The organism is Pseudonocardia charpentierae (genome assembly GCF_031845345.1).
GTDB classification, from domain to species: Bacteria; Actinomycetota; Actinomycetes; order Mycobacteriales; family Pseudonocardiaceae; genus Pseudonocardia; species Pseudonocardia charpentierae.
In genome coordinates this window covers 113,210-137,246 of record NZ_JAVREJ010000008.1, presented here as the reverse complement: position 1 = coordinate 137,246, position 24,037 = coordinate 113,210, and the positions used below count along the sequence as shown (strand labels likewise).

20 protein-coding genes are annotated in these 24,037 nt (G+C 74.0%); 19 read left to right on the top strand and 1 reads right to left on the bottom strand.

Translation table 11 applies throughout. From position 1 onward, the window contains the following. The first annotated feature begins 106 nt into the window (after positions 1–106). The 15 genes from RM445_RS13760 (at position 107) to ileS (ending at position 19,275) form a co-directional block, all read left to right on the top strand. The gene (locus tag RM445_RS13760) at positions 107–1,702 is read left to right on the top strand and encodes a UDP-N-acetylmuramoyl-L-alanyl-D-glutamate--2,6-diaminopimelate ligase (protein ID WP_311556617.1); all 1,596 of its coding nucleotides are present in this window, start codon (positions 107–109) and stop codon (positions 1,700–1,702) included. Further along, positions 1,699–3,138 carry a UDP-N-acetylmuramoyl-tripeptide--D-alanyl-D-alanine ligase gene (locus tag RM445_RS13755; RefSeq protein ID WP_311556616.1) on the top strand — a complete coding sequence of 480 codons (1,440 nt, stop codon included), beginning with the start codon at positions 1,699–1,701 and terminating at the stop codon, positions 3,136–3,138. Before RM445_RS13760 ends, RM445_RS13755 begins: the two co-directional genes overlap by 4 nt. After that, positions 3,135–4,211, top strand: coding sequence for a phospho-N-acetylmuramoyl-pentapeptide-transferase (gene mraY, locus RM445_RS13750; protein ID WP_311556615.1), 1,077 nt, complete (start codon positions 3,135–3,137; stop codon positions 4,209–4,211). Before RM445_RS13755 ends, mraY begins: the two co-directional genes overlap by 4 nt. Before the next feature lie 181 nt (positions 4,212–4,392). After that, positions 4,393–5,796: a putative lipid II flippase FtsW gene (gene ftsW / locus RM445_RS13745; RefSeq protein WP_311556614.1), complete on the top strand. Its 1,404-nt coding sequence runs from the start codon at positions 4,393–4,395 to the stop codon at positions 5,794–5,796. After that, positions 5,793–6,884 carry an undecaprenyldiphospho-muramoylpentapeptide beta-N-acetylglucosaminyltransferase gene (gene murG / locus RM445_RS13740; protein WP_311556613.1) on the top strand — a complete coding sequence of 364 codons (1,092 nt, stop codon included), beginning with the start codon at positions 5,793–5,795 and terminating at the stop codon, positions 6,882–6,884. Before ftsW ends, murG begins: the two co-directional genes overlap by 4 nt. Next, complete coding sequence (murC, locus tag RM445_RS13735) at positions 6,881–8,296, top strand: UDP-N-acetylmuramate--L-alanine ligase (protein ID WP_311556612.1); 1,416 nt, start codon at positions 6,881–6,883, stop codon at positions 8,294–8,296. Before murG ends, murC begins: the two co-directional genes overlap by 4 nt. After that, positions 8,293–9,270, top strand: a complete 978-nt coding sequence (locus tag RM445_RS13730; protein WP_311556611.1) for a cell division protein FtsQ/DivIB — start codon at positions 8,293–8,295, stop codon at positions 9,268–9,270. Before murC ends, RM445_RS13730 begins: the two co-directional genes overlap by 4 nt. 168 nt (positions 9,271–9,438) lie before the next feature. Beyond that, on the top strand, positions 9,439–10,824 hold the full coding sequence (ftsZ, locus tag RM445_RS13725) for a cell division protein FtsZ (RefSeq protein WP_311556610.1): 1,386 nt from the start codon (positions 9,439–9,441) through the stop codon (positions 10,822–10,824). A gap of 14 nt (positions 10,825–10,838) precedes the next feature. Further along, entirely contained in the window at positions 10,839–11,552 is a 714-nt protein-coding gene (gene pgeF, locus RM445_RS13720; protein ID WP_311556609.1) for a peptidoglycan editing factor PgeF, read from the top strand. A gap of 260 nt (positions 11,553–11,812) precedes the next feature. Continuing rightward, positions 11,813–12,577, top strand: a complete 765-nt coding sequence (locus RM445_RS13715) for a YggS family pyridoxal phosphate-dependent enzyme (protein ID WP_311556608.1) — start codon at positions 11,813–11,815, stop codon at positions 12,575–12,577. A 63-nt stretch (positions 12,578–12,640) separates the two neighbouring features. Next, positions 12,641–13,450 (top strand): cell division protein SepF, encoded by an 810-nt coding sequence (locus tag RM445_RS13710; protein ID WP_449619179.1) that lies wholly within the window; start codon positions 12,641–12,643, stop codon positions 13,448–13,450. Between the two features lie 108 nt (positions 13,451–13,558). Then, a complete protein-coding gene (locus RM445_RS13705) occupies positions 13,559–13,840 on the top strand; it encodes a YggT family protein (RefSeq protein ID WP_311556606.1) in 282 nt (93 codons plus the stop codon). Positions 13,841–13,896: 56 nt separating this feature from the next. Then, the gene (gene wag31 / locus RM445_RS13700) at positions 13,897–14,769 is read left to right on the top strand and encodes a DivIVA-like cell division protein Wag31 (protein WP_311556605.1); all 873 of its coding nucleotides are present in this window, start codon (positions 13,897–13,899) and stop codon (positions 14,767–14,769) included. A 63-nt stretch (positions 14,770–14,832) separates the two neighbouring features. Next, positions 14,833–15,747 carry a hypothetical protein gene (locus RM445_RS13695; RefSeq protein ID WP_311556604.1) on the top strand — a complete coding sequence of 305 codons (915 nt, stop codon included), beginning with the start codon at positions 14,833–14,835 and terminating at the stop codon, positions 15,745–15,747. Positions 15,748–16,092: 345 nt separating this feature from the next. Continuing rightward, on the top strand, positions 16,093–19,275 hold the full coding sequence (gene ileS / locus RM445_RS13690) for an isoleucine--tRNA ligase (protein WP_311556603.1): 3,183 nt from the start codon (positions 16,093–16,095) through the stop codon (positions 19,273–19,275). A 101-nt stretch (positions 19,276–19,376) separates the two neighbouring features. Here the strand turns inward: ileS and RM445_RS13685 are convergent, their stop codons facing one another. Then, entirely contained in the window at positions 19,377–20,093 is a 717-nt protein-coding gene (locus RM445_RS13685) for a CPBP family intramembrane glutamic endopeptidase (protein WP_311556602.1), read from the bottom strand. Between the two features lie 143 nt (positions 20,094–20,236). Between RM445_RS13685 and RM445_RS13680 the strand changes: the two genes are divergently transcribed. Genes RM445_RS13680 through RM445_RS13665 form a run of 4 tightly spaced genes read left to right on the top strand, consistent with a single transcriptional unit; the run spans position 20,237 to position 24,003 of the window. Beyond that, complete coding sequence (locus RM445_RS13680; RefSeq protein WP_311556601.1) at positions 20,237–21,712, top strand: potassium/proton antiporter; 1,476 nt, start codon at positions 20,237–20,239, stop codon at positions 21,710–21,712. Positions 21,713–21,735: 23 nt separating this feature from the next. Continuing rightward, positions 21,736–22,407: a signal peptidase II gene (gene lspA / locus RM445_RS13675; protein ID WP_311556600.1), complete on the top strand. Its 672-nt coding sequence runs from the start codon at positions 21,736–21,738 to the stop codon at positions 22,405–22,407. Between the two features lie 37 nt (positions 22,408–22,444). Further along, positions 22,445–23,329: an RluA family pseudouridine synthase gene (locus tag RM445_RS13670; protein ID WP_311556723.1), complete on the top strand. Its 885-nt coding sequence runs from the start codon at positions 22,445–22,447 to the stop codon at positions 23,327–23,329. After that, positions 23,326–24,003, top strand: coding sequence for a hypothetical protein (locus RM445_RS13665; protein WP_311556599.1), 678 nt, complete (start codon positions 23,326–23,328; stop codon positions 24,001–24,003). Before RM445_RS13670 ends, RM445_RS13665 begins: the two co-directional genes overlap by 4 nt. The last annotated feature ends 34 nt before the right edge of the window (positions 24,004–24,037 follow it).

The window sequence follows — 24,037 nt, the reverse complement described above, 5'->3', positions numbered from 1 at the left end:
GTTCGTGCACAGCGTCTGAGATCGCGCTCGCGGCCCGGGCTCGCGGGGCTCGCGCGGGCGTGGGGCGGCGGTCGGGCTCGATCATGGCCGCCGGTAGCCTTCCGACGTGCCGCACGCCCGCACCACCGCCGTCGCCGCGGCTGCACTGCCGCCGCGGCCCCGGGCCTCGCGACGCGTCGACCTGCACGTCCTCGCCGACACCCTCGGCGCGACGCTGGCCGGCATCGACGCAGGTAGTACGCACGTCGAGGTCACCGGCGTGACGCTCCGGGCGGCCGAGGTCCGGCCCGGCGACCTGTTCGCCGCGCTGCCGGGCGCACGCGTGCACGGCGCGGACTTCGTCGGTCAGGCACACGACGCCGGGGCCGTCGCCGTCCTCACCGACCCGGCCGGCCTCGACCGGGCCCGGGCCGCAGACCTGCCCGTGGTGCTGCACCCGCAGCCCCGCACGGTCCTCGGCCTGGCGGCCGCCACCGTCTACGGCGACCCGACGCAGCGGCTGCGGATTCTCGGCGTCACCGGGACCAGCGGCAAGACGACGGTGGCGCACCTGCTCGAGGCCGGGCTGGCCGCAGCGGGCCGGACGACCGGGTTGATCGGAACCGTCGGCACCCGCATCGCCGGAGCCACGCTGCCCAGCGCGTTCACCACCCCCGAGGCGCCCGATCTGCAGGCGCTCTTCGCGGTGATGCGGGAGGACGGCGTCACGGACGTCGCGATGGAGGTGTCGAGCCACGCGCTCGCCCTCGGTCGCGTCGCCGATACGCACTTCGCCGTCGGCGCCTTCACCAACCTCTCGCAGGACCACCTCGACTTCCACGCCGACATGGACGACTACTTCGCCACGAAGGCGTCGCTGTTCGCGCCCGGCCGGGCCGAGCGCGCGGTGATCTGTGTCGACGACGAGTGGGGCGTCCGGCTGGCCGCCCGGACGCGAGGGGCCGTCACGGTGTCCGCCACGGGCCCGGCCGACTGGAGCGCCCGCGACGTCACCGCCGACGCCGACGGAACCCAGCACTTCACCGCACTGACCCCGCACGGCCCGGTACCGGTCGCGCTGCGCCTGCCGGGGCCGTTCAACGTCGCGAACGCCCTGGTGGCGCTGGCCTGCCTGGACGCCGTCGGCGTGCCGCCCGCGGTGTCCGCCCTCGGCGTCGCCGAGGTCGCCGTCCCCGGCCGCATGCAGCGGATCGAGCGCGGGCAGCCGTTCCTGGCGGTCGTCGACTACGCCCACAAGCCCGCCGCGGTGTCCGCGCTCCTCGACGCCCTGCGTGCGCAGGTGGCGGCGGGGCGGCTGCTGGTCGTGCTCGGCGCCGGGGGCGACCGCGACCGGGCCAAGCGGCCGCTGATGGGCGCCGCCGCGGCCGCCCGGGCCGAGCTGCTGGTCGTCACCGACGACAACCCGCGCTCCGAGGACCCCGCGCTCATCCGCGCGGAGGTGCTGGCCGGTGCGCGCAGCGAACCGCGCCGCGGCGACGTGCGGGAGGTCGGCGACCGTGCGGAGGCGATCGCCGTCGCCGTCGCCGCCGCCCGGCCGGGCGACGCGGTGGTGGTGGCCGGCAAGGGTCACGAAACCGGGCAGAAGGTCGGCGACGTCACGCTCCCCTTCGACGACGCCGAAGAGCTTGCTGCCGCGATCGCGGCCGCCGTGAGCGAGAGGCCGAGCGTGGGAACCCCGAACCCGGGCCAGGTGCCCGGATGATCGAGATGAGCCTGGCCGAGGTCGCCGACGTCACCGGAGGGCGGCTGCACCGCGCCACCGGAGCCGAGCGGGTCACCGCCGTGGAGTTCGACTCCCGCGCCGTGGGACCGGGCGGGCTGTTCCTGGCCCTGCCGGGGGAGCGGGCCGACGGGCACGACTTCGCCGCTGCAGCGGTCGCCGCCGGTGCCGTCGCGGTGCTGGCGGCGCGGGAGGTCGACGCCCCCGCGGTGATCGTGCCCCCGGCACCGGACGACGAGGTCGCCACGGGGAGCTACCTCGCCGCGACCGACCCCGACGGCTCCGGCGCCGCGGTCCTCGCCGCGCTGGCCCGCCTCGCCGCGCACAACGTCAGCTCCCTGCCGGACCTCACGGTCGTCGGGGTCACCGGCAGCTCCGGCAAGACGTCGACCAAGGATCTGCTGGCCGCCGTCCTCGCGCCGCTCGGCCCGACCGTCGCCCCGCCCGGGTCGTTCAACAACGAGCTGGGCCTGCCCTGGACGGCGCTGCGCGCCGACGCCACCACCCGGCACCTGGTGCTGGAGCTGTCCGCCCGCGGCGCGGGGCACATCGCGGCGCTGTGCCGCATCGCGCAGCCCCGGATCGGGGTGGTGCTCAACGTCGGCCGTGCCCACCTCGGCGAGTTCGGCTCACCCGAGGCGATCGCTCAGGCGAAGGGCGAGCTGGTCGAGGCACTGCCCGCCGCCGGGGTCGCGGTCCTGAACGTCGACGACCCGGCCGTCGCCGCGATGGCGACCCGCACCCGGGCCCGGGTGCTGACGGTCGGGCGGTCGCCGGAGGCGCAGGTGCGGGCCGACGACGTCGTGCTGGACGCCGGCCGGGCCCGCTTCCGGCTCGTGACGCCCCGGGGCTCGGCGGACGTGGGGCTGCGCCTGGTCGGTGCGCACCACGTCGGCAACGCCCTGTCCGCCGCGGCGGCGGCGCTCGAGTGCGGAGCCACTCCCGAGGGCGTCGCCGCCGCACTGTCGGCGGCCGGCCCGGCGTCGCGCTGGCGGATGGAGGTCGTCGACCGCCCGGACGGCGTGACGGTGGTCAACGACGCCTACAACGCGAACCCCGAGTCGATGCGCGCGGCGCTGCAGGCACTGGTGGCGATCGCGGCCGGGCCGCCCGGCAGGCGGACGTGGGCCGTGCTCGGCCGCATGGGCGAGCTGGGCGACACCGCCCCGGCGGCGCACGCCGAGGTCGCCGCGGCCGCCGCCGAGCTCGAGGTGGACCGACTCGTGGCCGTCGACGCACCCGAGTACGGCGGTGCGCGGCCCGTCGCGGACGTCGCCGAGGCCCTCGTGCTGCTGCGTGCGGAGCTGGAGCCCGGCGACGTCGTGCTGATCAAGGCGTCCCGCGCCGCCGGTCTGGACCGGCTCGCCGAGGCGCTCGTGGCAGCGTCCGACACAGTCGAGCGGGAGCCCGTCGCGTGAGGGGCGTCTTCATCGCCGCGGGCGTCGCGCTCGCGGTCTCGATCCTGCTCACCCCGTACCTGATCCGGTTCTTCGCCCGCCAGGGTTTCGGCCAGGAGATCCGCGACGAGGGTCCGCAGAGCCACAAGGCCAAGCGCGGCACGCCCACGATGGGCGGCGTGGCGATCATGATCGCCATCTGGGTGGGCTACCTCGTCTCGCACGGACTGACCGGTGAGCCGATCACGGCGTCGGCGATGCTCGTGCTGTACCTGACCACCGCGCTCGGCGTGGTCGGGTTCCTCGACGACTTCATCAAGCTCCGCCGTCAGCGCAACCTCGGGTTGAACAAGACCTCGAAGCTCGTCGGGCAGCTCGTCACCGCGCTGATCTTCGGGATCCTCGCCAGCCGGTTCGTCAACGCCGAGGGGCTGAGCCCCGCGTCGACGAACCTCTCGTTCGTCCGCGACATCACCGTGATCTCCTTCGGGGTCGTCGGCTTCGTGGTGTTCGCCTACTTCGTCATCGCCGCGTGGTCGAACGCCGTCAACCTCACCGACGGCCTCGACGGGCTCGCGGCGGGCACCGCCGCGATGGTGCTGGCCACCTACGTGATCATCGGGTTCTGGCAGTTCCGCAACGCCTGCGCGATCAACGGCGTCGCCGGCTGCTACCAGGTGCGCGACCCGCTGGACGTCGCGCTGGTCGCGGCCGCCGCCATGGGCGGGTGCATCGGCTTCCTGTGGTGGAACGCCGCGCCGGCCCGCATCTTCATGGGCGACACGGGGTCGCTGGCACTGGGCGGCCTGATCGCCGGACTGTCGATCGTCACCCGCACGGAGCTGCTGCTCGTCGTGATCGGCGGGGTGTTCGTGGTGGAGACGCTGTCGGTGGCGCTGCAGATCGTGGTGTTCCGGACGACGCGGCGCCGGCTGTTCCGGATGGCGCCGTTCCACCACCACTTCGAGCTGGCGGGCTGGGCCGAGACCACCGTGATCATCCGGTTCTGGCTGCTCGCGGCGATGTGTGCGGCGCTGGGGCTGGGGCTCTTCTACAGCGAGTGGCTGACGGCGTCGTCGGGCATCGCCTCGTGACGGTGACCGCCTCGCGTCGCCGGGCGTTCGCCACCGCACCGGCGCGACACGCGCCGCACGTCCCCGTGAGGGCGGTCGAGGGACGCCACCATGGCCCGATGATCCCTCCGCGCACCGCAGAGCCGCCCGTCGTGCCGGAGGACGGGGCCGCTGCTGCGGCAGGGCCGACGGTCGAGGAGGCATGGTGAGCCCCTCAGGTGACGGTGCGCAGGCGGCGTCGGCCCGGTCCGACCGGGCGACGCGGACGAGCGGCACGAAAGGCTCCACCCGGCGCCCCGCTCAGCCGGCTCCCGGGCTGCTCGCCAGCCCCGGAGCCGCGGCAGTGCGCCGCGGCACGACCGCGCTCGCGCAGTGGCTGCGCCGGCCGCTGACGTCCCTGCACCTCATCCTCGGCGTCTTCGGCCTGTTGACGCTGTTCGGGCTGGTCATGGTGCTCTCGGCGTCGTCGGTCGAGAGCTACGCCGCCGACGGGTCGTCGTACTCGGTGTTCGTCAAGCAGCTGATGTTCTGCGCAGTCGGGCTGGTCATGTTCTGGGTCGGGATCCGCATCCCGCCGCAGAAGCTGCGGATGCTCGCCGCCCCGCTGCTGCTGATCGGGATCGTGCTGCTCGTCGCCGTCCTGATTCCCGGGCTCGGCGCGCTGCGGGGCGGTTCCCGGGCGTGGTTCGCGTTCGGGCCGTTCTCGCTGCAGCCCTCCGAGGGGGTCAAGGTCGCGCTGACGCTGTGGGGCGCGCACGTGCTGGCCCTGCGCCGCAACGTGCTCTACCGCTGGAAGCAGGCGCTCTCGCCGGTCGTGCCCGTCTCTCTGCTGATCTTCGTGCTGCTGATCCTGCAGCCCGACCTCGGCATGACCGTCTCGATGGGCATGGTGCTCATCGCGCTGCTGTTCTTCGCCGGCGCGCCGATGCGCCTCATGGCGGCCCTGACGATCGGCGGCCTGGCGGGCGCGGTGATCCTCGGCCTGACCGCGGGCTACCGCCAGGCGCGCATCACGGCCTTCCTCTCCCCGGCGACCGCGGACCCGCTCGGCCCCGGCTACCAAGCCACCCAGGCGCTGTACTCGCTCGCCGACGGCGGCCTGTTCGGCGTGGGACTGGGGCAGGGCAGGGCCAAGTGGAGCTACCTGCCGAACGCCCACAACGACTTCATCTTCGCCATCATCGGCGAGGAACTGGGCTTCCTCGGGGCGTTCGCGGTGCTCGCGCTGTTCGCCACGCTGGCCTACACGGGCCTGCGGATCGCCGCACGCAGCGTCGATCCGTGGCTGCGTATCGTCGTCGCCACGTCGACGACCTGGCTGGTCGCGCAGGCCGCGATCAACATCGGCTACGTCGTGGGTCTGCTGCCGGTGACCGGGCTGCAGTTGCCGCTGATCTCCTCAGGAGGAACCTCGCTCGTGGTCACCATGTTCGTCTTCGGAGTGCTGGCCAACGCGGCCCGCCACGAGCCGGAGGCCATCGCGGCGCTGACGCGCGGGGGCCGCGGTTCCCGGCCGGCCAACGCCGTCTCCCGCCTCCTGCGGATCCCGGCGCCCCAGCCATACCGGGCTCCGCGCACCCCGGCCGGTGCGGGGCGGGTCCGATGACCCTGTCCGTGGTCGTGGCCGGCGGGGGTACCGCCGGGCACATCGAGCCGGCGATGGCGTTCGCCGACGCCGTGCGCCGGCTCCGTCCCGACGCCACCGTCACCGCGCTCGGCACCGAGAAGGGCCTCGACACCCGGCTCATCCCGGCGCGCGGCTACCCGCTGGAGCTGATCCCGCCGGTCCCGCTGCCGCGAAAGCCGAGCGGAGATCTGCTGCGGCTGCCGGTCAAGGTGTGGTCGGCCGTCTCCGCGGTCCGTGACGTGCTGCGCAAGGTCGACGCGGACGTCGTCGTCGGGTTCGGCGGCTACGTCGCCCTGCCCGCCTATCTCGCGGCCCGCGGGCGCACGCCGATCGTCGTGCACGAGGCGAACGCCCGGGCGGGGCTGGCGAACAAGGTCGGTGCCCGGTTCGCCGCCCGCGTGGCCGCGGCCGTGCCCGGCAGCGGCCTGCCGAACGCGGAGGTGCTGGGCATCCCGCTGCGGCACGCCGTCACCACGCTCGACCGGAACGCCCTGCGCCCGGCCGCCCGTGAGCACTTCGGCCTGCCCGCCGACGGCCCGGTGCTGCTGGTCTTCGGCGGCTCCCAGGGTGCCCGCTCGCTCAACTCCGCGGTGGCCGCGGCGCTGCCGGGGCTCACCGAGGAGGGGATCGCCGTGCTGCACGCGCACGGCGCCGCCGGTACGCCCGCAGATCCGGCACCGGGGTACGTCCCGCAGATGTATCGAGCACGGCCCTACATCGAGGACATGCACCTGGCGTACGCCGCGGCCGACGCGGTGCTGTGCCGGGCGGGGGCGATGACCGTCGCCGAGGTGTCCGCGGTGGGCCTGCCCGCGGTGTACGTGCCGCTGCCGCACGGCAACGGCGAGCAGGCGCTCAACGCCGAACCGGTCGTCGCCGCGGGCGGCGGCGTGCTGGTGCCCGACGCCGAGCTGACCGGCGACCGGGTGCTGGCCGAGCTGGTGCCGCTGCTGGGCGACGCGGCGCGGCTGGAGGCGGCGGGCAAGGCGGCGCGCGCGTCCGGCCACGCCGACGCGGACGAGCGCCTCGCCCGGCTGGTGCTGGACGTCGTGGAGGGCCGGCCGTGAGCGCGCCCGTCCTCGGGGACCGCGTCCACCTCATCGGCATCGGAGGCGCCGGGATGAGCGGGATCGCCCGCATCCTGCTCGCCCGCGGCGTGACCGTCTCGGGCTCCGACGCCAAGGACTCCCGCACCGTCCTCGCCCTGCGTGCGCTGGGCGCCCGTGTGGACGTCGGCCACGACGCAGCCCACGTGCCGGCGAACGCGACCGTCGTGGTGTCCACCGCGATCCGCGAGACCAATCCTGAGCTCGTCGCAGCCCGCGAGCGTGGTCTGCCGGTGGTGCACCGCGCCCAGGCGCTGGCTGCCCTGACGGCCGGCCGCCGCGTCGCGGCGGTCGCCGGAACGCACGGCAAGACCTCGACCACCTCGATGCTCACCGTCGCCCTGCAGCACTGCGGCCTCGACCCGTCGTTCGCGATCGGCGGCGACCTGACCAGCTCGGGGGCGGGAGCGCACCACGGCGACGGCGACATCTTCGTCGTCGAGGCCGACGAGAGCGACGGTTCGTTCACGGCCTTCGCCCCGGACGTGGCGGTGATCACCAACGTCGAGCCCGACCACCTCGACCACCACGGCACCGAGCAGGCCTACCGCGCGGTCTTCGCCGACTTCGTCGACCGGATCCGGCCCGGCGGCACCCTGGTCGCCTGCACGGACGACCCGGGCGTCGCCCCGCTCGTCGCCCGGGCCCTCGAACGGGGGCTCACCGTGCGCCGCTACGGCCACACCGAACCGGTCGACGCCCTCCTGCTCGACCACGTCCCCACCGGCGCAGGTGCCCGGGTGCGGGCCCGGCTCGGGAACGACGAGCTGGTGCTGCGGCTCGCCGTGCCCGGCGAGCACATGGCCCTCAACGCGCTGGGGGCCGCCCTGGCCGCGCTCGAGCTGGGCGGGCACCGCGGCTGCCTCACCGAGGGCCTTGCCGCGTTCGACGGCGTGCGGCGCCGGTTCGAGTACAAGGGCCGCGTGAACGGGGTCGCGGTGTACGACGACTACGCGCACCACCCCACGGAGGTCGAGGCCACGTTGCGGGCGGCCCGGGAGGTCGCCGTCGGCGGCCGGGTCGTCGTCGCCTTCCAGCCGCACCTCTACACCCGGACGCGGACGTTCGCCGGCGCCTTCGGTGCAGCGCTGCGGCTCGCCGACGAGGTCGTGGTCCTCGACGTCTACGGCGCCCGTGAAGACCCCGAGCCGGGCGTCACCGGCGCGCTGGTGGCCAACGCCGTGCCGCTGCCGCCGGAGCGGGTGCACTACGTGCCGCGGTGGGCGGAGGTTCCCGCGGTACTGGCAGGCCTCGCTCGACCGGGTGATCTCGTGCTCACGATGGGGGCGGGCGACGTGACCGTGCTCGGCTCCGAGGTGCTGCGCGAGTTGGAGCGCGCCGGCGAGCCCGAACCGGAGCGGTCCCTGTCGTGACGCGACCCACGCGCCGTCCGACCGCTGCGGGTCGGAGCCGCGGACGCGGCGACCGCACCACACGGGCGGCCGCCGACTGGGACCGGGCGGGTCGCGGCCGGGCCGCGCGGGAGCGCACGGCGGACGATGCCCGTCGACGGGGCGACGTCCCGCCCGTCCGCCCGGCCGACGACGACGGCGCGCGGCGCGACGAGACCGTCCCGCCCGGAGCGGTCCCGACACCCCGCGGACCGGCTCGGCGTGGGCCGAAGGGCGCTGCCGCGGGTGGTCCGGCGCGCGCGCCACTGCCGCCCCGGTACCGGCGGCGCAGGCTGGCCGCGGCGCTGATCGGCGCCGTCCTGCTGCTGGTCGTCGTCGGCTTCGGCACCCGCGTGCTGCTCTACGACGCCCATCTCGCCGACGTCGAGGACGTCACGGTCACGGGGCTGGTCACGGTGCCTGAGCAGGCCGTACGCAACGCCGCGGCCGTGGCGCCGGGCGGCCCGCTCGTCTCGATCGACACGGTCGGCATCGCCGAGCGCGTCGCCGCCGTCGAGGGCGTCGCGGCGGTGAAGGTCCGCCGGGCGTGGCCACACACCGTCGAGATCGAGGTGACCGAGCGCGTTCCCGTGGCTCTGTGGCAGACCCCACAGGGCCTGTTCGAGGTCGACACCACCGGCCTGTCCTACCGCCGGGCACCAGAGCCGCCTCCCGCGCTTCCCCGGCTGACGTTCGCCGGCGTCGGGCCGGACGATCCCGCCACGGCCGCGGCGATCACCGTGCTCCGGGAGCTCGCCGAGCCGGTTCGTGCGCAGGTCGCGACCGTCGAGGTCGCCGGTACCCAGGTGACCCTCGGACTGGTCGACGAGCGCTCGGTCCGGTGGGGCGACCCGGAGCGGTCGGCCGACAAGTCGGCCGTGCTCGGGCCGCTGCTCGGGCAGCCGGGAACGGTCTACGACGTCTCGAGCCCAGACCTGCCTACCGTGCGTCGATAATCTGCCACACTGCGTTACACACAGGTGCACACGACCTTGTCAGGGGCATGTCGTCACGCGGCGCGCCTAGTGGACCGGTGTGCGTCGTCCACCTAGCGTGCCCAGGCGACGGCCCGGAACGACCGAGCTGGACAGGCCCAACCCGAGCCCGACTGGAAGGTGCCGCGCATGACACCCCCGCACAACTACCTGGCCGTGATCAAGGTCGTCGGCATCGGTGGCGGCGGTGTGAACGCCGTCAACCGGATGATCGAGGTCGGGCTGAAGGGCGTCGAGTTCATCGCGGTGAACACCGACGCCCAAGCCCTGTTGATGTCGGACGCCGACGTCAAGCTCGACATCGGCCGCGAGCTGACTCGCGGCCTGGGTGCAGGCGCGAACCCGGAGGTCGGCCGCAAGGCCGCGGAGGACCACCGCGAGGAGATCGAGGAGGTCCTCAAGGGGGCCGACATGGTCTTCGTGACCGCGGGCGAGGGCGGCGGGACGGGCACGGGCGGCGCGCCGGTCGTGGCCTCGATCGCCCGCAAGCTCGGCGCGCTGACCATAGGTGTCGTCACCCGCCCGTTCACGTTCGAGGGGCGCCGCCGCGCGGGGCAGGCCGAAGACGGCATCACCTCGCTGCGCAACGAGTGCGACACGCTGATCGTGATCCCGAACGACCGGCTGCTGCAGCTGGGCGACGTGGGCGTCTCGCTCATGGACGCGTTCCGCTCGGCGGACGAGGTGCTGCTCTCCGGTGTCCAGGGCATCACGAACCTGATCACCACGCCCGGCCTGATCAACCTGGACTTCGCGGACGTCAAGTCGGTCATGTCCGGGGCGGGCAGTGCGCTGATGGGCATCGGGTCGTCGCGCGGGGAGGGCCGCGCGGTCCAGGCCGCCGGCAAGGCGATCAACTCGCCGCTGCTGGAGGCGTCGATGGACGGCGCGCAGGGCGTGCTGCTGTCGATCGCGGGGGGCTCCGACCTCGGCCTGTTCGAGATCAACGAGGCGGCGTCGCTGGTCCAGGAGGCCGCGCACCCCGAGGCCAACATCATCTTCGGCACGGTGATCGACGACTCGCTCGGCGACGAGGTCCGGGTCACGGTCATCGCGGCCGGGTTCGAGGCCGGCACACCGACGCACAAGAAGCTGGAGCCCACGGCGTTCGGGTCGGCGCCGCGGACGGCCAACGGCAACGGCGCGTCGCCACCGGCGCAGCAGAACGGCAACGGGTACGGGACGAACGGCAACGGGCACGCCCCTGCGCAGCCCGCCACGCCCGCCCCGGCGACCGCGCACCAGGCCGGCACCCTGCCGCCCGCTGCGCCGTCGTACAGCGCCCCGCCGCCGCGCACGCCGGAGACGGCCCGCCGGGAGGCCTCCGGATTCGGCCTGCCGGCCGCAAACGGCAGCTCGGCCGAGCCGGCCGCCACGCTGCCGCCCGCCCCGCCGTCGGCTCCTCCGGCCACGGGGTCGTACCCGTCGTACTCGTCCTCGCTCCTGCCGTCGGCCGCCGCGACGGCGAGCGACCCGGACGACGACGTCGACGTCCCGTCGTTCATGAAGCGCTGACCACGTCACCGTCGATGCGCGTCCGCCGGGTGGTCACCACCCGGGCGGGCGGGCGGTCGGCTGGTCCGTTCGCCCGGTTCAACCTCTCGACCGGCGTCGGCGACGACCCCGTGGCCGTCGCCGCCAACCGGCGGCGGCTGGCGACCGAGCTGGGTGTGCGGGGGGTCGTGTTCCTGAACCAGGTGCACGGCACGCAGGTGGCCGTCGTGGACGCCGTACCGCGTGCTGGTGAGCCGGACCGACCCCGTACGGATGCCGCCGTCACCGCCCTGCCGGGCGTCGCGCTGGCCGTGCTCGCCGCGGACTGTGTCCCGGTGCTCCTCGCGGACCCTCAGGCGGGCGTGGTGGGCGTCGCGCACGCCGGGCGGGTGGGTGCCGCTGCCGGCGTCCTGTCGGCGACCCTGACGGCCATGGAGGGGCTGGGCGCGCGTGCGGGCGACTGCGAGGCGCTGTTGGGCCCGGCCGTGTGCGGGGCGTGCTACGAGGTGCCCGCGGAGATGCGCGACGAGGTCGGGGCGGCCCTCCCCGGCAGCGCCACCCGGACCCGGCGCGGGACGCCGGGCCTGGACCTGCGGGCGGGTCTGCGCGCCCAGCTCGCCGCCCTGGGCGTCGCCAAGGTCGGGGTGGACCCGCGCTGCACCGTCGAGGACCCCGACCTCTACAGCTACCGCCGCGACCGCCGCACCGGCCGCCTCGCCGCCGTCACCTGGCTCGACCCGTCCCGCTGACCCGCGAGTCGGCACGTTCGACAGCCTGAATGTGTGCCCGTGTCCCCGCGAGTCGGTACGTTCGTCAGCCCGAATGCGCGCCCGTGTCCCCGCGAGTCGGTACGTTGGCCAGCCCGAATGTGCGCTCCGCCCTGCCCATCGGATGCCGACTCGCGCTGTCGAACGTGCCGACTCGCGCTGACGAACGTGCCGACTCGCGCTGGCGAACGTGCCGACTCGCGCGCCACCCCGTGCCGACTCGCCGGTCATAGGGTGGGCGCGTGAGCGTGGGGGAGGACCGGGACGCGGAGGAGCGGCGGGCGGAGCTGGAGCGGCGGCTCGCGGCGGTGCGGGAGCGGATCGCGCAGGCGTGCGCCGCCGCCGGGCGTGATCCCGATCGGGTGGAACTGATGGCCGTCACGAAGACCGTGCCGGCCGCCGACGTCGCCGTGCTGCTCGACCTCGGGCTCACCCTGTTCGGGGAGAACCGGGCCCAGGAGGCGGGTGCCAAGGTGGCCGAGGTGGCCGCCCTGCGCCCCGACGCGCGTCCGCGCTGGCACTTCATCGGAGGGCTGCAGCGCAACAAGGCCAGAACCGTGGTGGGGTGGGCCGCGCGCGTGGAGTCGGTCGACTCGGTCCGCCTCGCCGACGCCCTGGACCGCGCCGCCGCACACGCCCTGGACGAGGGCCGACGCACCGGCCCGCTGCCCGTGCTGCTGCAGTACAGCGTCGACGGCGACGCGGCGCGCGGCGGCGTTCCCGCGGACGGGCTGATGGCCCTGGCCGATCACGTCGCCGGCTGCGCGGGGCTGCGCCTCGAGGGACTGATGGCCGTCGCACCGCTCGGTGGCGACGCCGGGGTCGACCCCGAGGCGGCCTTCACCGACATCGAACGGGCCGCCGATCGGCTCCGTTCCGCCCATCCGGAGGCATCCGTCCTGTCGGCCGGAATGAGCGGTGACCTCGAGGTCGCCATCCGTCACGCTTCCGGGGTCGTGCGTGTCGGAACCGCCCTAGTGGGGTATCGGCCGTTAGCCTCGCTGTGATCGCCGGCCGACCGGAAGCGGTGCAGCGGGCGGGGCGTCGAAAGGGGAGCGCGGATGGGCGCGATGTATCGGCTCAAGGCCTACTTCGGCATGGTCCCTGCCGAGGACATGGCCGAGTACGCCGACGAACCGCCCGTGGAGCGTTACGCCGGGCGGCGTAGAGAGTACGCGGGCGACCGCTGGGGCGACGGCGAGTACCCCGCCGAGCGGGAGTACGCGGCCGCGCCGCGCGACGTCCGGGTCGAGGCCCGTGTGCCCGAGGTCCGTGCCGAGGCCGTTCGGAGCGTGGACGTGCGCGGCGCCGAACTCCGCGAGGTCGGACTCCGCGGTGTCGACGACCGGGCCGCCGACCGCTACGACGACGACTGGGACCGCCGCCCGGTCCGGGAGCCCAGCCGCCCCGTCGCGGTGGACCGCCCGCGGGAGGCCGTCTCCCGACTGGATCGTGAGCCGGTCCGAGGGTCGGGCCTCGGCCCGTCCGCGGTGAGGGGAGCCTTGGCCATGGACACCGACGCCCTGCGCGAGCCGGTGCGGCTGCCCGAGCGGCCGCCGCCCCCCACGGTCCCCGAGCAGCGTCTCGGAGGCGCCGCCGCGCTGGCCCGCATCACCACGTTGCAGCCCCGCAGCTACAACGAGGCACGCACGATCGGCGAGCGCTACCGGGACGGCGTGCCGGTCATCATGAACCTGACCGAGCTCGACGACGCCGCCGCCAAGCGCCTTGTCGACTTTGCCGCCGGGCTGGCGTTCGCGTTGCGCGGGTCGATCGACAAGGTCACCAGCCGCGTGTTCCTGCTCACCCCGGCGGACGTCGAGGTATCGGCGGACGACGCGCGTCGTCTGGCCGAGCGCGGCCTGTTCCGACAGGACTGAACGGACCGCGGGGAAGCGGGGTCGTGAGTGTGCGCCCCGACGTGATGCGCCACGGCACGCCGACCCACCGGGTTGGATGCCGGGGCGCTGGTCAGGGACGATGGGGACGTGCTCGCGATCCAGTTCGTGCTCTACTACGCACTGTTCTTCTTCTGGCTGCTCCTCCTGGCCCGCATCGTGGCCGAGATGGTGCGCAGCTTCGCCCGGCAGTGGGTGCCCGTCGGGCCCAGCGCCGTCGCCCTCGAGGTGATCTTCACCGTCACCGATCCGCCTGTGAAGTTGTTGCGGAGAGTGATTCCGGTCGTCCGGATCGGCGGCGTAGGACTGGACCTGTCGATTATGGTTCTGCTGCTGGTCGTGTTCATACTGATGAGCGTTGCCCAGCCGTAGCCGGAGTGAGCCCCAGTCACCCGGTTTCGCCGCCGAGGACTGCATGAGGTGATCCGATGCCGCTGACGCCCGCCGACGTTCACAACGTCGCGTTCAGCAAACCCCCGATCGGGAAGAGGGGGTACAACGAAGATGAAGTCGACGCGTTCTTGGATCTCGTGGAGGCCGAGCTAGCTCGGCTGATCGAGGAGAACGACGACCTGCGCGAGCAGGTCTCGCAGCTCGAACAGCGGCTGGGCAATGCCCAGGCCGACCTGGACGAGGCGCGGTCGCGCCCGCAACCCGCGATGGCACCGCCCGCGGCGACGCAGCAGATGCAGCGTCCCGTCGAGCCGCCCCCGATGCCGCAGCGGCCCATGGAACCGCCACGCGGGATGGGTGGGCCGCCTGAGCCGGACTACCGCGGCGACATGGGGGGCGACCACCATGTCCAGGCCGCGAAGGTCCTGGGCCTGGCCCAGGAGATGGCCGACCGGCTGACGGCCGAGGCCAAGAGCGAGGCCGACTCCATGCTGGCCGACGCCCGCAACAAGTCGGAGCAGCTGCTCTCCGACGCCCGTGCCAAGTCGGACGGGCTGGTCAACGACGCGCGGTCGCGTGCCGAGACGATGCTGAACGACGCCCGGACCCGTGCCGAGACCCTCGAGCGGCAGTCGCGTGACAAGGCCGCCCAGCTCGTGGGCGACGCCGAGCGCAAGCAGACCGAGATCATCGGCTCCATCACCCGCGACAAGTCGGAGCTGGAGAAGAAGATCGACCAGCTGCGCACGTTCGAGCGTGAGTACCGGACCAGGCTCAAGAACTACCTGGAGTCCCAGCTGCGCGACCTGGAAGGGCGTGGGACCGCGGCGCCGGCCGACGCCCGGGCCGCCGCCAACGGCGGGTACGCCGCGACGGGGTACGGCCAGCGGGCCGACGCCGGCAGCTGACCACCCCACCCATCAGGGTGGCGCGGGGATTAGGCACCGCGCCACCCGGACACGGACTGAATCGTGCTGCTCCTGGTACTCATCCTCGTCCTCATCGCCTTCGGCCTGCTGGTCGTCGCCCTGTTGTCGGGCAGCGTCCTGTGGGCCTGGGTGTCCGTCGGTGTCAGCGTCGCCGCCGCCGCTGTCCTTCTCGTCGACTGGCTGCAGCGCCGGTCCGCGGTGCGGGCCGGAGCTGAGGCGGGCGACGCCGTGCCCGTCGGCGTTCCGGCACAGCTGCCGGACCGGGATCCGGTCGTCGAGCCGGCCACGGAGATCATCCCCGCGGTCCGCGCCGACGGCTCGGCACCGGAGAATCCGCTCGGTCCCGGCGTCCCGCCGAACGGCGGCGACGAACGGCGGGAGGGGCAGGAGACCATCGTTCTGTCCGCGGTTGCACCGCCCGGCTCTTCCGGGGGACCGTCGGGCGCTCGTGGCGGTATCGGCTCGTCAGAGCCGAATTGGTCACAGAACGTGACGAACTCGGAGGCAACCGCAAGCCCATCGGGTGCCCGCGACGGTGGTGAACCCGCGGCAGATCCTGACGCCGAGGACACCGTCAAGGTCGCCGGTGCCCCCGGGCCCGCCGACGCCGCGCCGCACCGGGACGGACCCGTCGGGGGGTCGGCCCGTGGCGGTGCCGCCGAGGCACCTGCGGCACAGGCGGGCCGTGGGCACGAGCTCCCACCGCTCGGCCCGGACGGTGCCCCGCCGGAGGAGCCGCGCGACGCCGACGCGGCCGAGCTCGTGGCGGGCGTCGACGACGAGGTTCTCGTCGTCGACGAGTTGCCGCGCTACCACCTGGCCGGGTGTCGCTCCCTCATCGGGATCCCGGTGATCCCGCTGCCGGCCCGCGAGGCCGTCGAGTTGGGCTTCACCCCCTGCGCCTGGTGCACCCCGGACCGGATGCTCAGCGTCCGCCACCGCGCCCCCGTCAGGTAGGTCCGGTGCGGGGCTTGCCTCAGGGCGGGCCCCGCACCGGAACCCGGTGGCGCCGCGGCGCTACTCTGGTGACACAGGCACCGATCCGGCCATCACCGGGGAGCCTCCGGAAGAAACCGCTGCTGAACTCTCATGAGCAGGGGAAGTAGAACCGGACGGGTGCGGCCCGTCAACGCCGCCGAACGAGAGGCTGCGGGTCCCCGAGTGGGGGCGCGCGGCAAGCGGGGTGGTACCGCGGCGCTCGTGGACCTCTTCTGAGGTCCGGATCGTCGTCCCCGTGCCGGCACGTCCGGCGCGAAGCGCCGGCCGAACGCACAGTCGACCGCCGCACGAGGAGCCTGCCCAGTGACCACCCCCGACACCCCGCGGGCCTATCCGACGGTGCCCGCCCACCCGTCCTTTCCCGCGCTCGAGCGCGAGGTGCTCGACTTCTGGGCCGCCGACGGCACCTTCGAGGCGTCCGTCGACGCCCGCCCGGCCGGTGAGAACGGCGCCAACGAGTACGTCTTCTACGACGGCCCGCCCTTCGCCAACGGCCTGCCCCACTACGGGCACCTGCTGACCGGCTACGTGAAGGACGTCGTCCCGCGCTACCGCACCATGCGCGGCCACCGCGTCGAGCGCCGCTTCGGCTGGGACACCCACGGCCTGCCCGCCGAGGTCGAGGCCGAGCACCAGCTCGGGATCAAGCACAAGTCCGAGATCGAGGAGATGGGCGTCGCCGAGTTCAACGACGCCTGCCGCACCTCCGTGCTCCGCTACACCGACGAGTGGCGCGACTACGTCACCCGCCAGGCCCGGTGGGTCGACTTCGACAACGACTACAAGACGCTCGACCTGGACTACATGGAAAGCGTCATGTGGGCCTTCAAGACCCTGTGGGACAAGGGCCTCGTCTACTCGGGCTTCCGCGTGCTCTGGTACTGCTGGCGCTGCGAGACGCCCCTGTCGTCCACCGAGACCAAGATGGACGACGTCTACACGGACCGGCAGGATCCGGCGGTCACGGTCGGGCTGCGCCTGCGCGCCCCCGGCACGGACCTGGACGGCGCGTACGCCCTGATCTGGACGACGACGCCGTGGACACTGCCGTCGAACCTGGCCGTGGCGGTGCATCCGGACATCGAGTACGTGCTCGTGGAGACGGCCGACACCACCGTGCACCCGGGGGAGCGGTTCGTCATCGCGGCCGCCCGCCTGGCCACCTACGCCCGCGAGCTCGGCGGTGGCGATGGAGCAGACCCCCGTGTGCTGCGCCGGTTGAGCGGCGCCGAGCTGCTGGGCACCGCGTACGTCCCGCCGTTCGCCTTCTTCGAGGGCCGGGAGAACGCGCACCGGGTGCTGGCCGCCGACTACGTCACCACCGACGACGGCACCGGGCTCGTGCACATCGCGCCGGCGTTCGGCGAGGAGGACAAGGTCGTCACGGACGCGGCCGGCATCGAGGCCGTCGTCCCGGTGAACACCCGCGGTGAGTTCGACGCCACGGTGCCCCCGTACACCGGGATGCAGGTGTTCGACGCGAACCCGCAGATCATCCGCGACCTGCGCGACGGCAAGGGGCAGGGACTGCTGCTGCGTCACGAGACGTACGAGCACCCGTACCCGCACTGCTGGCGCTGCGGGAACCCGCTGATCCAGCGCGCCGTCGACTCGTGGTTCGTCCAGGTCTCGCAGTTCCGCGACCGGATGGTGGAGCTCAACCAGGAGATCACCTGGGTGCCCGAGCACATCAAGGACGGCCAGTTCGGCAAGTGGCTGGAGGGCGCGCGCGACTGGTCGATCTCCCGCAACCGGTACTGGGGCAGCCCGATCCCGGTGTGGGTCTCCGACGACCCCCGCCACCCGCGTACGGACGTCTACGGCTCGCTGGACGAGTTGGAGCGCGACTTCGGCGTGCGCCCGACCGACCTGCACCGCCCCTTCGTCGACGACCTGACCCGCCCGAATCCGGACGACCCGACCGGGAACTCGACCATGCGCCGGGTGCCGGAGGTGCTCGACTGCTGGTTCGAGTCGGGCTCGATGCCGTTCGCGCAGGTGCACTACCCCTTCGAGAACGCCGACTGGTTCGAGCACCACTACCCGGGCGACTTCATCGTCGAGTACAACGGCCAGACGCGCGGCTGGTTCTACACGCTGCACGTGCTGGCGACGGCGCTGTTCGACCGGCCGTCGTTCCGCTCGTGCGTCGCGCACGGGATCGTGCTGGGCGACGACGGCGCGAAGATGTCGAAGTCGCGGAAGAACTACCCGGACGTCAACGAGGTCTTCGAGCGCGACGGTTCCGACGCCATGCGCTGGTTCCTCATGGCGTCGCCGATCCTGCGCGGGGGGAACCTCGTCGTCACCGAGCAGGGCATCCGCGAAGGCGTGCGCCAGGCGATCCTGCCGCTGTGGAACACCTGGTACTTCCTGTCGCTGTACGCGAACGCGGCAGGCCGCGTGGGTGTGGTCCGCACGGACTCGACGCACGTGCTCGACCGCTACGTCCTCGCGAAGACCGCCGCGCTGGTCGACGGGGTGACCGCGGCGCTGGAGGTGCACGACATCGCGGGCGCGTGCGAGCAGGTGCGCGACCACGCCGAGGTGCTGACCAACTGGTACGTGCGCCGGTCCCGGGAGCGGTTCTGGGACGGCGACGCCGACGCCGTCGACATCCTGCACACCGTGCTGGAGGCGACGGCGCGGGTCGCCGCGCCGCTGCTGCCGCTGGCCATGGAACGGATGTGGCAGGGGCTCACCGGCGGGCGGTCGGTGCACCTGGCCGACTGGCCGACGTCGGGCGAGCTGCCGCACGACGACGCTCTCGTGGCGGCGATGGACCGGGTGAGGCAGGTCGCCTCGTCGGCGCTGTCGCTGCGGAAGGCCCGCGGGCTGCGGGTGCGGCTGCCGTTGGCCCGGCTGACTGTGGCCGCGGCGGACGCGGCGGCGCTGGAGCCGTTCTCGGACATCCTGCGCGACGAGGTGAACGTCAAGGACGTCGTACTGACCGACGACGTGGCGGCGTACGGCCGGTTCGAGGTGGCGGTCAACGCCCGCGCCTGCGGGCCGCGGCTGGGCGGCGACACCCAGAAGGTGATCCGCGCGGTCAAGTCGGGGGAGTGGACGGCGAACCCGGACGGCACGGTCGAGGCGGGCGGGATCACGTTGCTGCCGAACGAGTTCACCGAGCGCCTGGTAGCGGCCGACGCCTCGGGGACAGGAGCGTTGCCCGGCAACACCGGCCTCGTCGTGCTCGACACGGAGGTGACGGCGGAGCTGGCCCGCGAGGGGCTCGGCCGCGACGTGGTCCGGCTCGTCCAGCAGGCCCGCCGCGACGCGGGGCTGGAGGTCTCCGACCGGATCACCCTGACCCTGGACGCTCCGGAGCCGGTGGTCGACGCGGTCCGGGAGCACGAGACGTTCGTGGCCGGCGAGGTGCTGGCGACGTCCGTGACGTACGCGCCGGTGGCGGAGCCGACCCTGGTCGGGACGGTATCCGACGGCCATGAGGTGCGGGTGCTGGTCACGCCGATCCCGCGCTGACGGCACGGCTCACGGTGGTCCGCGGCGTACGCGCCGCGGACCGCCGCCCAGGACTCGCGCGCAGGAACGCAAGACTCGCGGGTGGGGCGGGACCCGGGGCGTCAGGGGTGGGGGCGGTGCGTGACCCACCAGGCGATCAGCACACCCAGCGAGTTGGTCGCGGCGTGCAGCAGCATCGGCGTGACGAGGTGCCCGCTCCACCGCTGCCAGGCGCGGAACATCACTCCCGCCGCCGCGGTGAACAGCACCGTCCCGACCACCGCCCCGGACGTGCCCAGCGTGTTCGTCACGGCCGAGCCCGACCCCATCGACGGCAGCACGTGCCAGAGCCCGAACAGCCCGGACGACACCAGCGTCGCCCGCCACCAGCCGCCCCCGACCAGCGCCGGGAGCACCCCGCGGAACGCCAGCTCCTCCAACACCACGGTGCCGAGCGGGATCCGCACCAGCGCGACGAACAGCACCGCGGCCAGCGGGACGGCTCCGCGCGAGTCCACGAAGGCCGTCCGGGTGGCGGGCAGTGCCACGGCCGCGGCGTAGACCAGCGCGACGGCGGCGACGGCCAGCGCCCCGATCACGAGACCGCGGCGCAGCCGCAGGCCGTGCAGCCCGAGATCCGCCCACGCCAGTCCGGCGAGGCGGGCCACGACGAGCAGCACGCCGGTCATGCCGAGGTTCCACACCAGGTAGCCCTCCGGCCACAGCCGGTTGCTGACCACGTTCGAGACCGCCAGTAACGTAACCGCCGCGAACAGCGCGAGCCGGACGCGCAACGGTCGCGCGGTCCTGGCGGGCGGCGGTGGCGCGAGCGTCGTCACCCGTCCATCGTGCGTCACGAGGCTGTGGGGTGCCCGTGTGGGGACCCTCGTCGTGTCACCGCGTCGGGCAGCGCCGGCCCGGGTGGGCGAGGACCCCCTGACCGGTTGCCGCCCGTTAGGGTGATCACCGGGCGGAGGTGGGCATGGCGAGCCTGGAGGTGCTGCTCGGCGTCGCGGCCGCCGTCGTGCTGCTCGGGGTGCTCGCCGTGCGGGTGTCGGTCCGCCTCGGTCTGCCGTCGCTGCTGCTCTACCTGGGCATCGGCATCCTGCTCGGTGAGTCCGTGCTCGGCATCCGGTTCTCCGACGCCGGGCTGACCGAGGCCGCCGGGCTCGGTGCGCTCGTGCTCATCCTCGCCGAGGGCGGCATCACCACGCGGTGGGCCACCGTGCGGCCCTCCCTGTGGGTGGGGATCGCCCTGTCGACGGTGGCGGTCGTCGTGAGCATCGCCGTCGTCGGCACCGCGGTGCACGTCGCGCTCGGTCTGGACTGGCGCACGGCCTTCCTCTGGGGTGCGGTGCTGTCGTCCACCGATGCCGCGGCCGTCTTCAGCGTGCTCCGCGGGGTGGGCGTGAGCAGGCGGCTGCGCGGTGTGCTGGAGCTGGAGTCGGGGATGAACGACGCGCCGGTGGTGCTCGCCGTCGTCCTGCTCGCCTCGGACGACCCGATCACCTGGCTGACCCCGATCCTGGTGATCTACGAACTCCTCGCCGGCGCGGTCATCGGGTACGTCTTGGGCCGGGCGGGAGCGTGGGGCCTGCGGCGCGCCGCGTTGCCGTCGACGGGCCTGTACCCGCTCGCCGCGCTCGCCGTCTGCCTGCTTGCGTACTCGGCGGGCACGCTTGCGCACGCGTCGGGGCTGCTCGCCACCTACATCGCGGCACTGGTGCTGGGCAACTCCAACCTGCCGCACCGCGGCGACGTGCTGTCCTTCGTCGAGGGAACGGGGTGGCTGGCGCAGATCGGACTGTTCGTCATCCTCGGCCTCTACGCCTCGCCGTCGCGGCTCGTCGACGCCGTCGTCCCCGCGCTGATCGCCGGGGTCGTGCTGGTGGTGGCCGCGCGGCCGCTGTCGGTCATCGCGGCGGCGGCACCGTTCAAGGTGCCGTGGCGCGAGCAGGCGTTCCTGTCGTGGTCCGGGCTGCGCGGTGCCGTACCGATCGTGCTGGCGCTCGTCGCGCTGCAGGAGGGTGCGCCGAACGCGCAGCGGCTCGTCGACGCCGTGTTCGTGCTGGTCGTGGTGCTCACCCTGCTGCAGGGCACGACGCTGCCGTTCGTGGCGCGCCGGCTGGGCGTGGTGGCGAGTGAGCCCCGCGAGATCGAGGTCGACGCCGCCCCGCTCGACGAGCTGGGTGCCGACCTACTGCAGGTCAGGGTGCCGGCGGGCTCCCGGCTGCGCGGGGTCTACCTGCGCGAGCTGCGGCTGCCGCGCGGCGCGACGGTGAGCCTGGTCGTGCGCGACGAGGAGGCGTTCACACCGTCGGTCGACACCCGGCTGCGCGTGGGTGACCAACTGCTCGTCGTCACCACCGCCGCGGCCCGCGGCGCCACCGAGCAGCGGATCCGGGCGGTCGACCGCGCCGGACGGCTGGCCCGCTGGCACGGGGAGTCCGGGCACTGACCCCGGTGGGGGATGATGGGGAGGTGACATCCGCCGACGCTCCAGGACAGCCGCCCGCTCCACCGCGGCCCCGCGTCCCGCTGCTGGTGGGGATCGCCGCGCTCGTCCTCGCCGCGGACGTCGTGACCAAGGTCCTGGCCGTCGCCCGGCTGGAGGACCAGGGTCCGGTCGAGCTGCTTGGCGGCGCGGTCTACCTGGTGCTCGTGCGCAATCCCGGTGCGGCGTTCTCGCTGGCCACCGGCTACACGTGGGTGCTGTCCCTGATCGCGGTCGCGGTGGTGGTGGTGATCGCGCGGATCGCGCGACGGCTGCGCTCGGCGGGCTGGGCGGTGGCGCTCGGCCTCGTGCTCGGTGGAGCACTCGGCAACCTCATGGACCGGATCTTCCGCGCGCCCGGCCCGCTGCAGGGCCACGTCGTCGACGTCGTGTCGCTCTTCGCGCCCGACGGGAGCGTGTGGCCGGTGTTCAACCTGGCCGACTCCTCGATCGTCACCGGCGGAGTGCTGCTGGTGCTGCTCGCGCTGACCGGGCGGGAGCTCGACGGCACCCGCGTCATGCGGCAGCACGCGGCGAAGGGCGGGGCCGGGAAGGCCACGCAGTCGCACGACGCCGTTCTGCAGGAACCGCCGCAGCGGGGCCCAGTGGCCGCGGACGAGACGCCGCAGGGCACGACGCAGCGGACCGACCGTGGGTGACACGCGCCAGCTCCCCGTGCCGGACGGCCTCGACGGGATGCGGGTGGACGCGGGGCTGTCGCGCCTGCTCGGCCTGTCGCGCACGGCGGTCGTCACCCTCACCGAGGAAGGGCGCGTCGCGGTCGACGGACACGCGGCCGGGAAGTCGGACCGGCTGGTGGCCGGCAGCTGGCTCGAGGTCGACCTGCCGGACGCGGAACGGCCGACGACCATCGCCGCCCCGGCCGAGGTCGTCGCCGGGCTCACGATCCTGCACGAGGACGACGACATCGTCGTGATCGACAAGCCCGTCGGCGTCGCCGCACATCCCAGCCCCGGCTGGACGGGCCCGACGGTGCTGGGCGGCCTCGCCGCACTCGGCGTCCGCGTCTCCACCTCGGGCGCGGCGGAGCGGCAGGGCATCGTGCACCGGCTCGACGTCGGCACCACCGGGGTCATGGTCGTGGCGAAGTCCGAGCACGCGTACAGCGTGCTGAAGCGGGCGTTCAAGGAACGCACCGTCGAGAAGCGCTACCACGCCGTCGTCCAGGGGCACCCGGACCCCTCGCGCGGCACGGTCGACGCGCCGATCGACCGCCACCCGAAGCACGACTACAAGTGGGCCGTCGTCGCCGGGGGCCGGCCGAGCGTGACCCACTACGACACGATCGAGGCGTTCCGGGCGGCGTCGCTGCTCGACATCCGGCTGGAGACGGGGCGCACCCACCAGATCCGGGTGCACATGGCCGCGTTGCGCCACCCGTGCGTCGGCGACATCGCCTACGGCGCCGATCCCGTGCTCGCGAAGCGGGTGCGGCTGGAGCGGCAGTGGCTGCACGCCCGCGAGCTGGGGTTCCATCACCCGGCGGACGGGGCGTGGGTGACCTTCACCAGCCCGTACCCCGCGGACCTCGCCCAGGCGCTGGACCTGCTGCGGGAGTGAACACGCGGGGTCGGCTCGCGGTGCTGGCCGGCTGCGTCCTCGTCGCTCTGGCCGTCGCCTGGTACGCCGGGTCGCAGCACCCGCCCTCGTCCGCGACCCCGGCACCCGGTTCGGTGCGGCTGGGGCCCGAGGCGGGCGAGGACGTCGCCGCCTACCTCGCCCGGCTGCCGGCGACCCTCCCGCCGGACCGGGCCCGCGCTCCCGCGCTGGTGCAGTTCGCCGCGGAGACGACCGCGCAGGACGCGCTGGCTGCCGTCGACGGGACGACGCTGGTGACCGCGGTGTTCCGCGTGCCCCTGCCGCGGGTGCAGACGGCGCTGCGGTTCGTCGCGCTGGAGCCCGGTGTGCCGGCGGCGACGGCACTCGACAGCGCGCGCGTGCGCGCCCAGCGTGCGGCGGCCGCGGAGGCGCTCCAGACGGGTCGGCCCGGCGCGGTCGCGGCGGTCGAGGCGGCCTCGCTCGATCGTGCGGACTGCCGCTGCGTGGTCGCGCTGGTCGTCGAGGGCGACCGGGCCGGGCTCGGCGCGGTCGCGGGGCGGGCGGCGGTGCGAGCCGTGGAGGCGGCCCCGTCGGGCACGACCGACGGGGAGCTGGCGCTGGCGCCCCTGTTGCCGGAGCAGACGGTCCGCGCGGACCCGCCGCCGGACGACGGCCCGGTGCCCGCCGCCCCCTGAGGCCCGCCGGGAGTGCAGCATGGTGGCTTTGCTG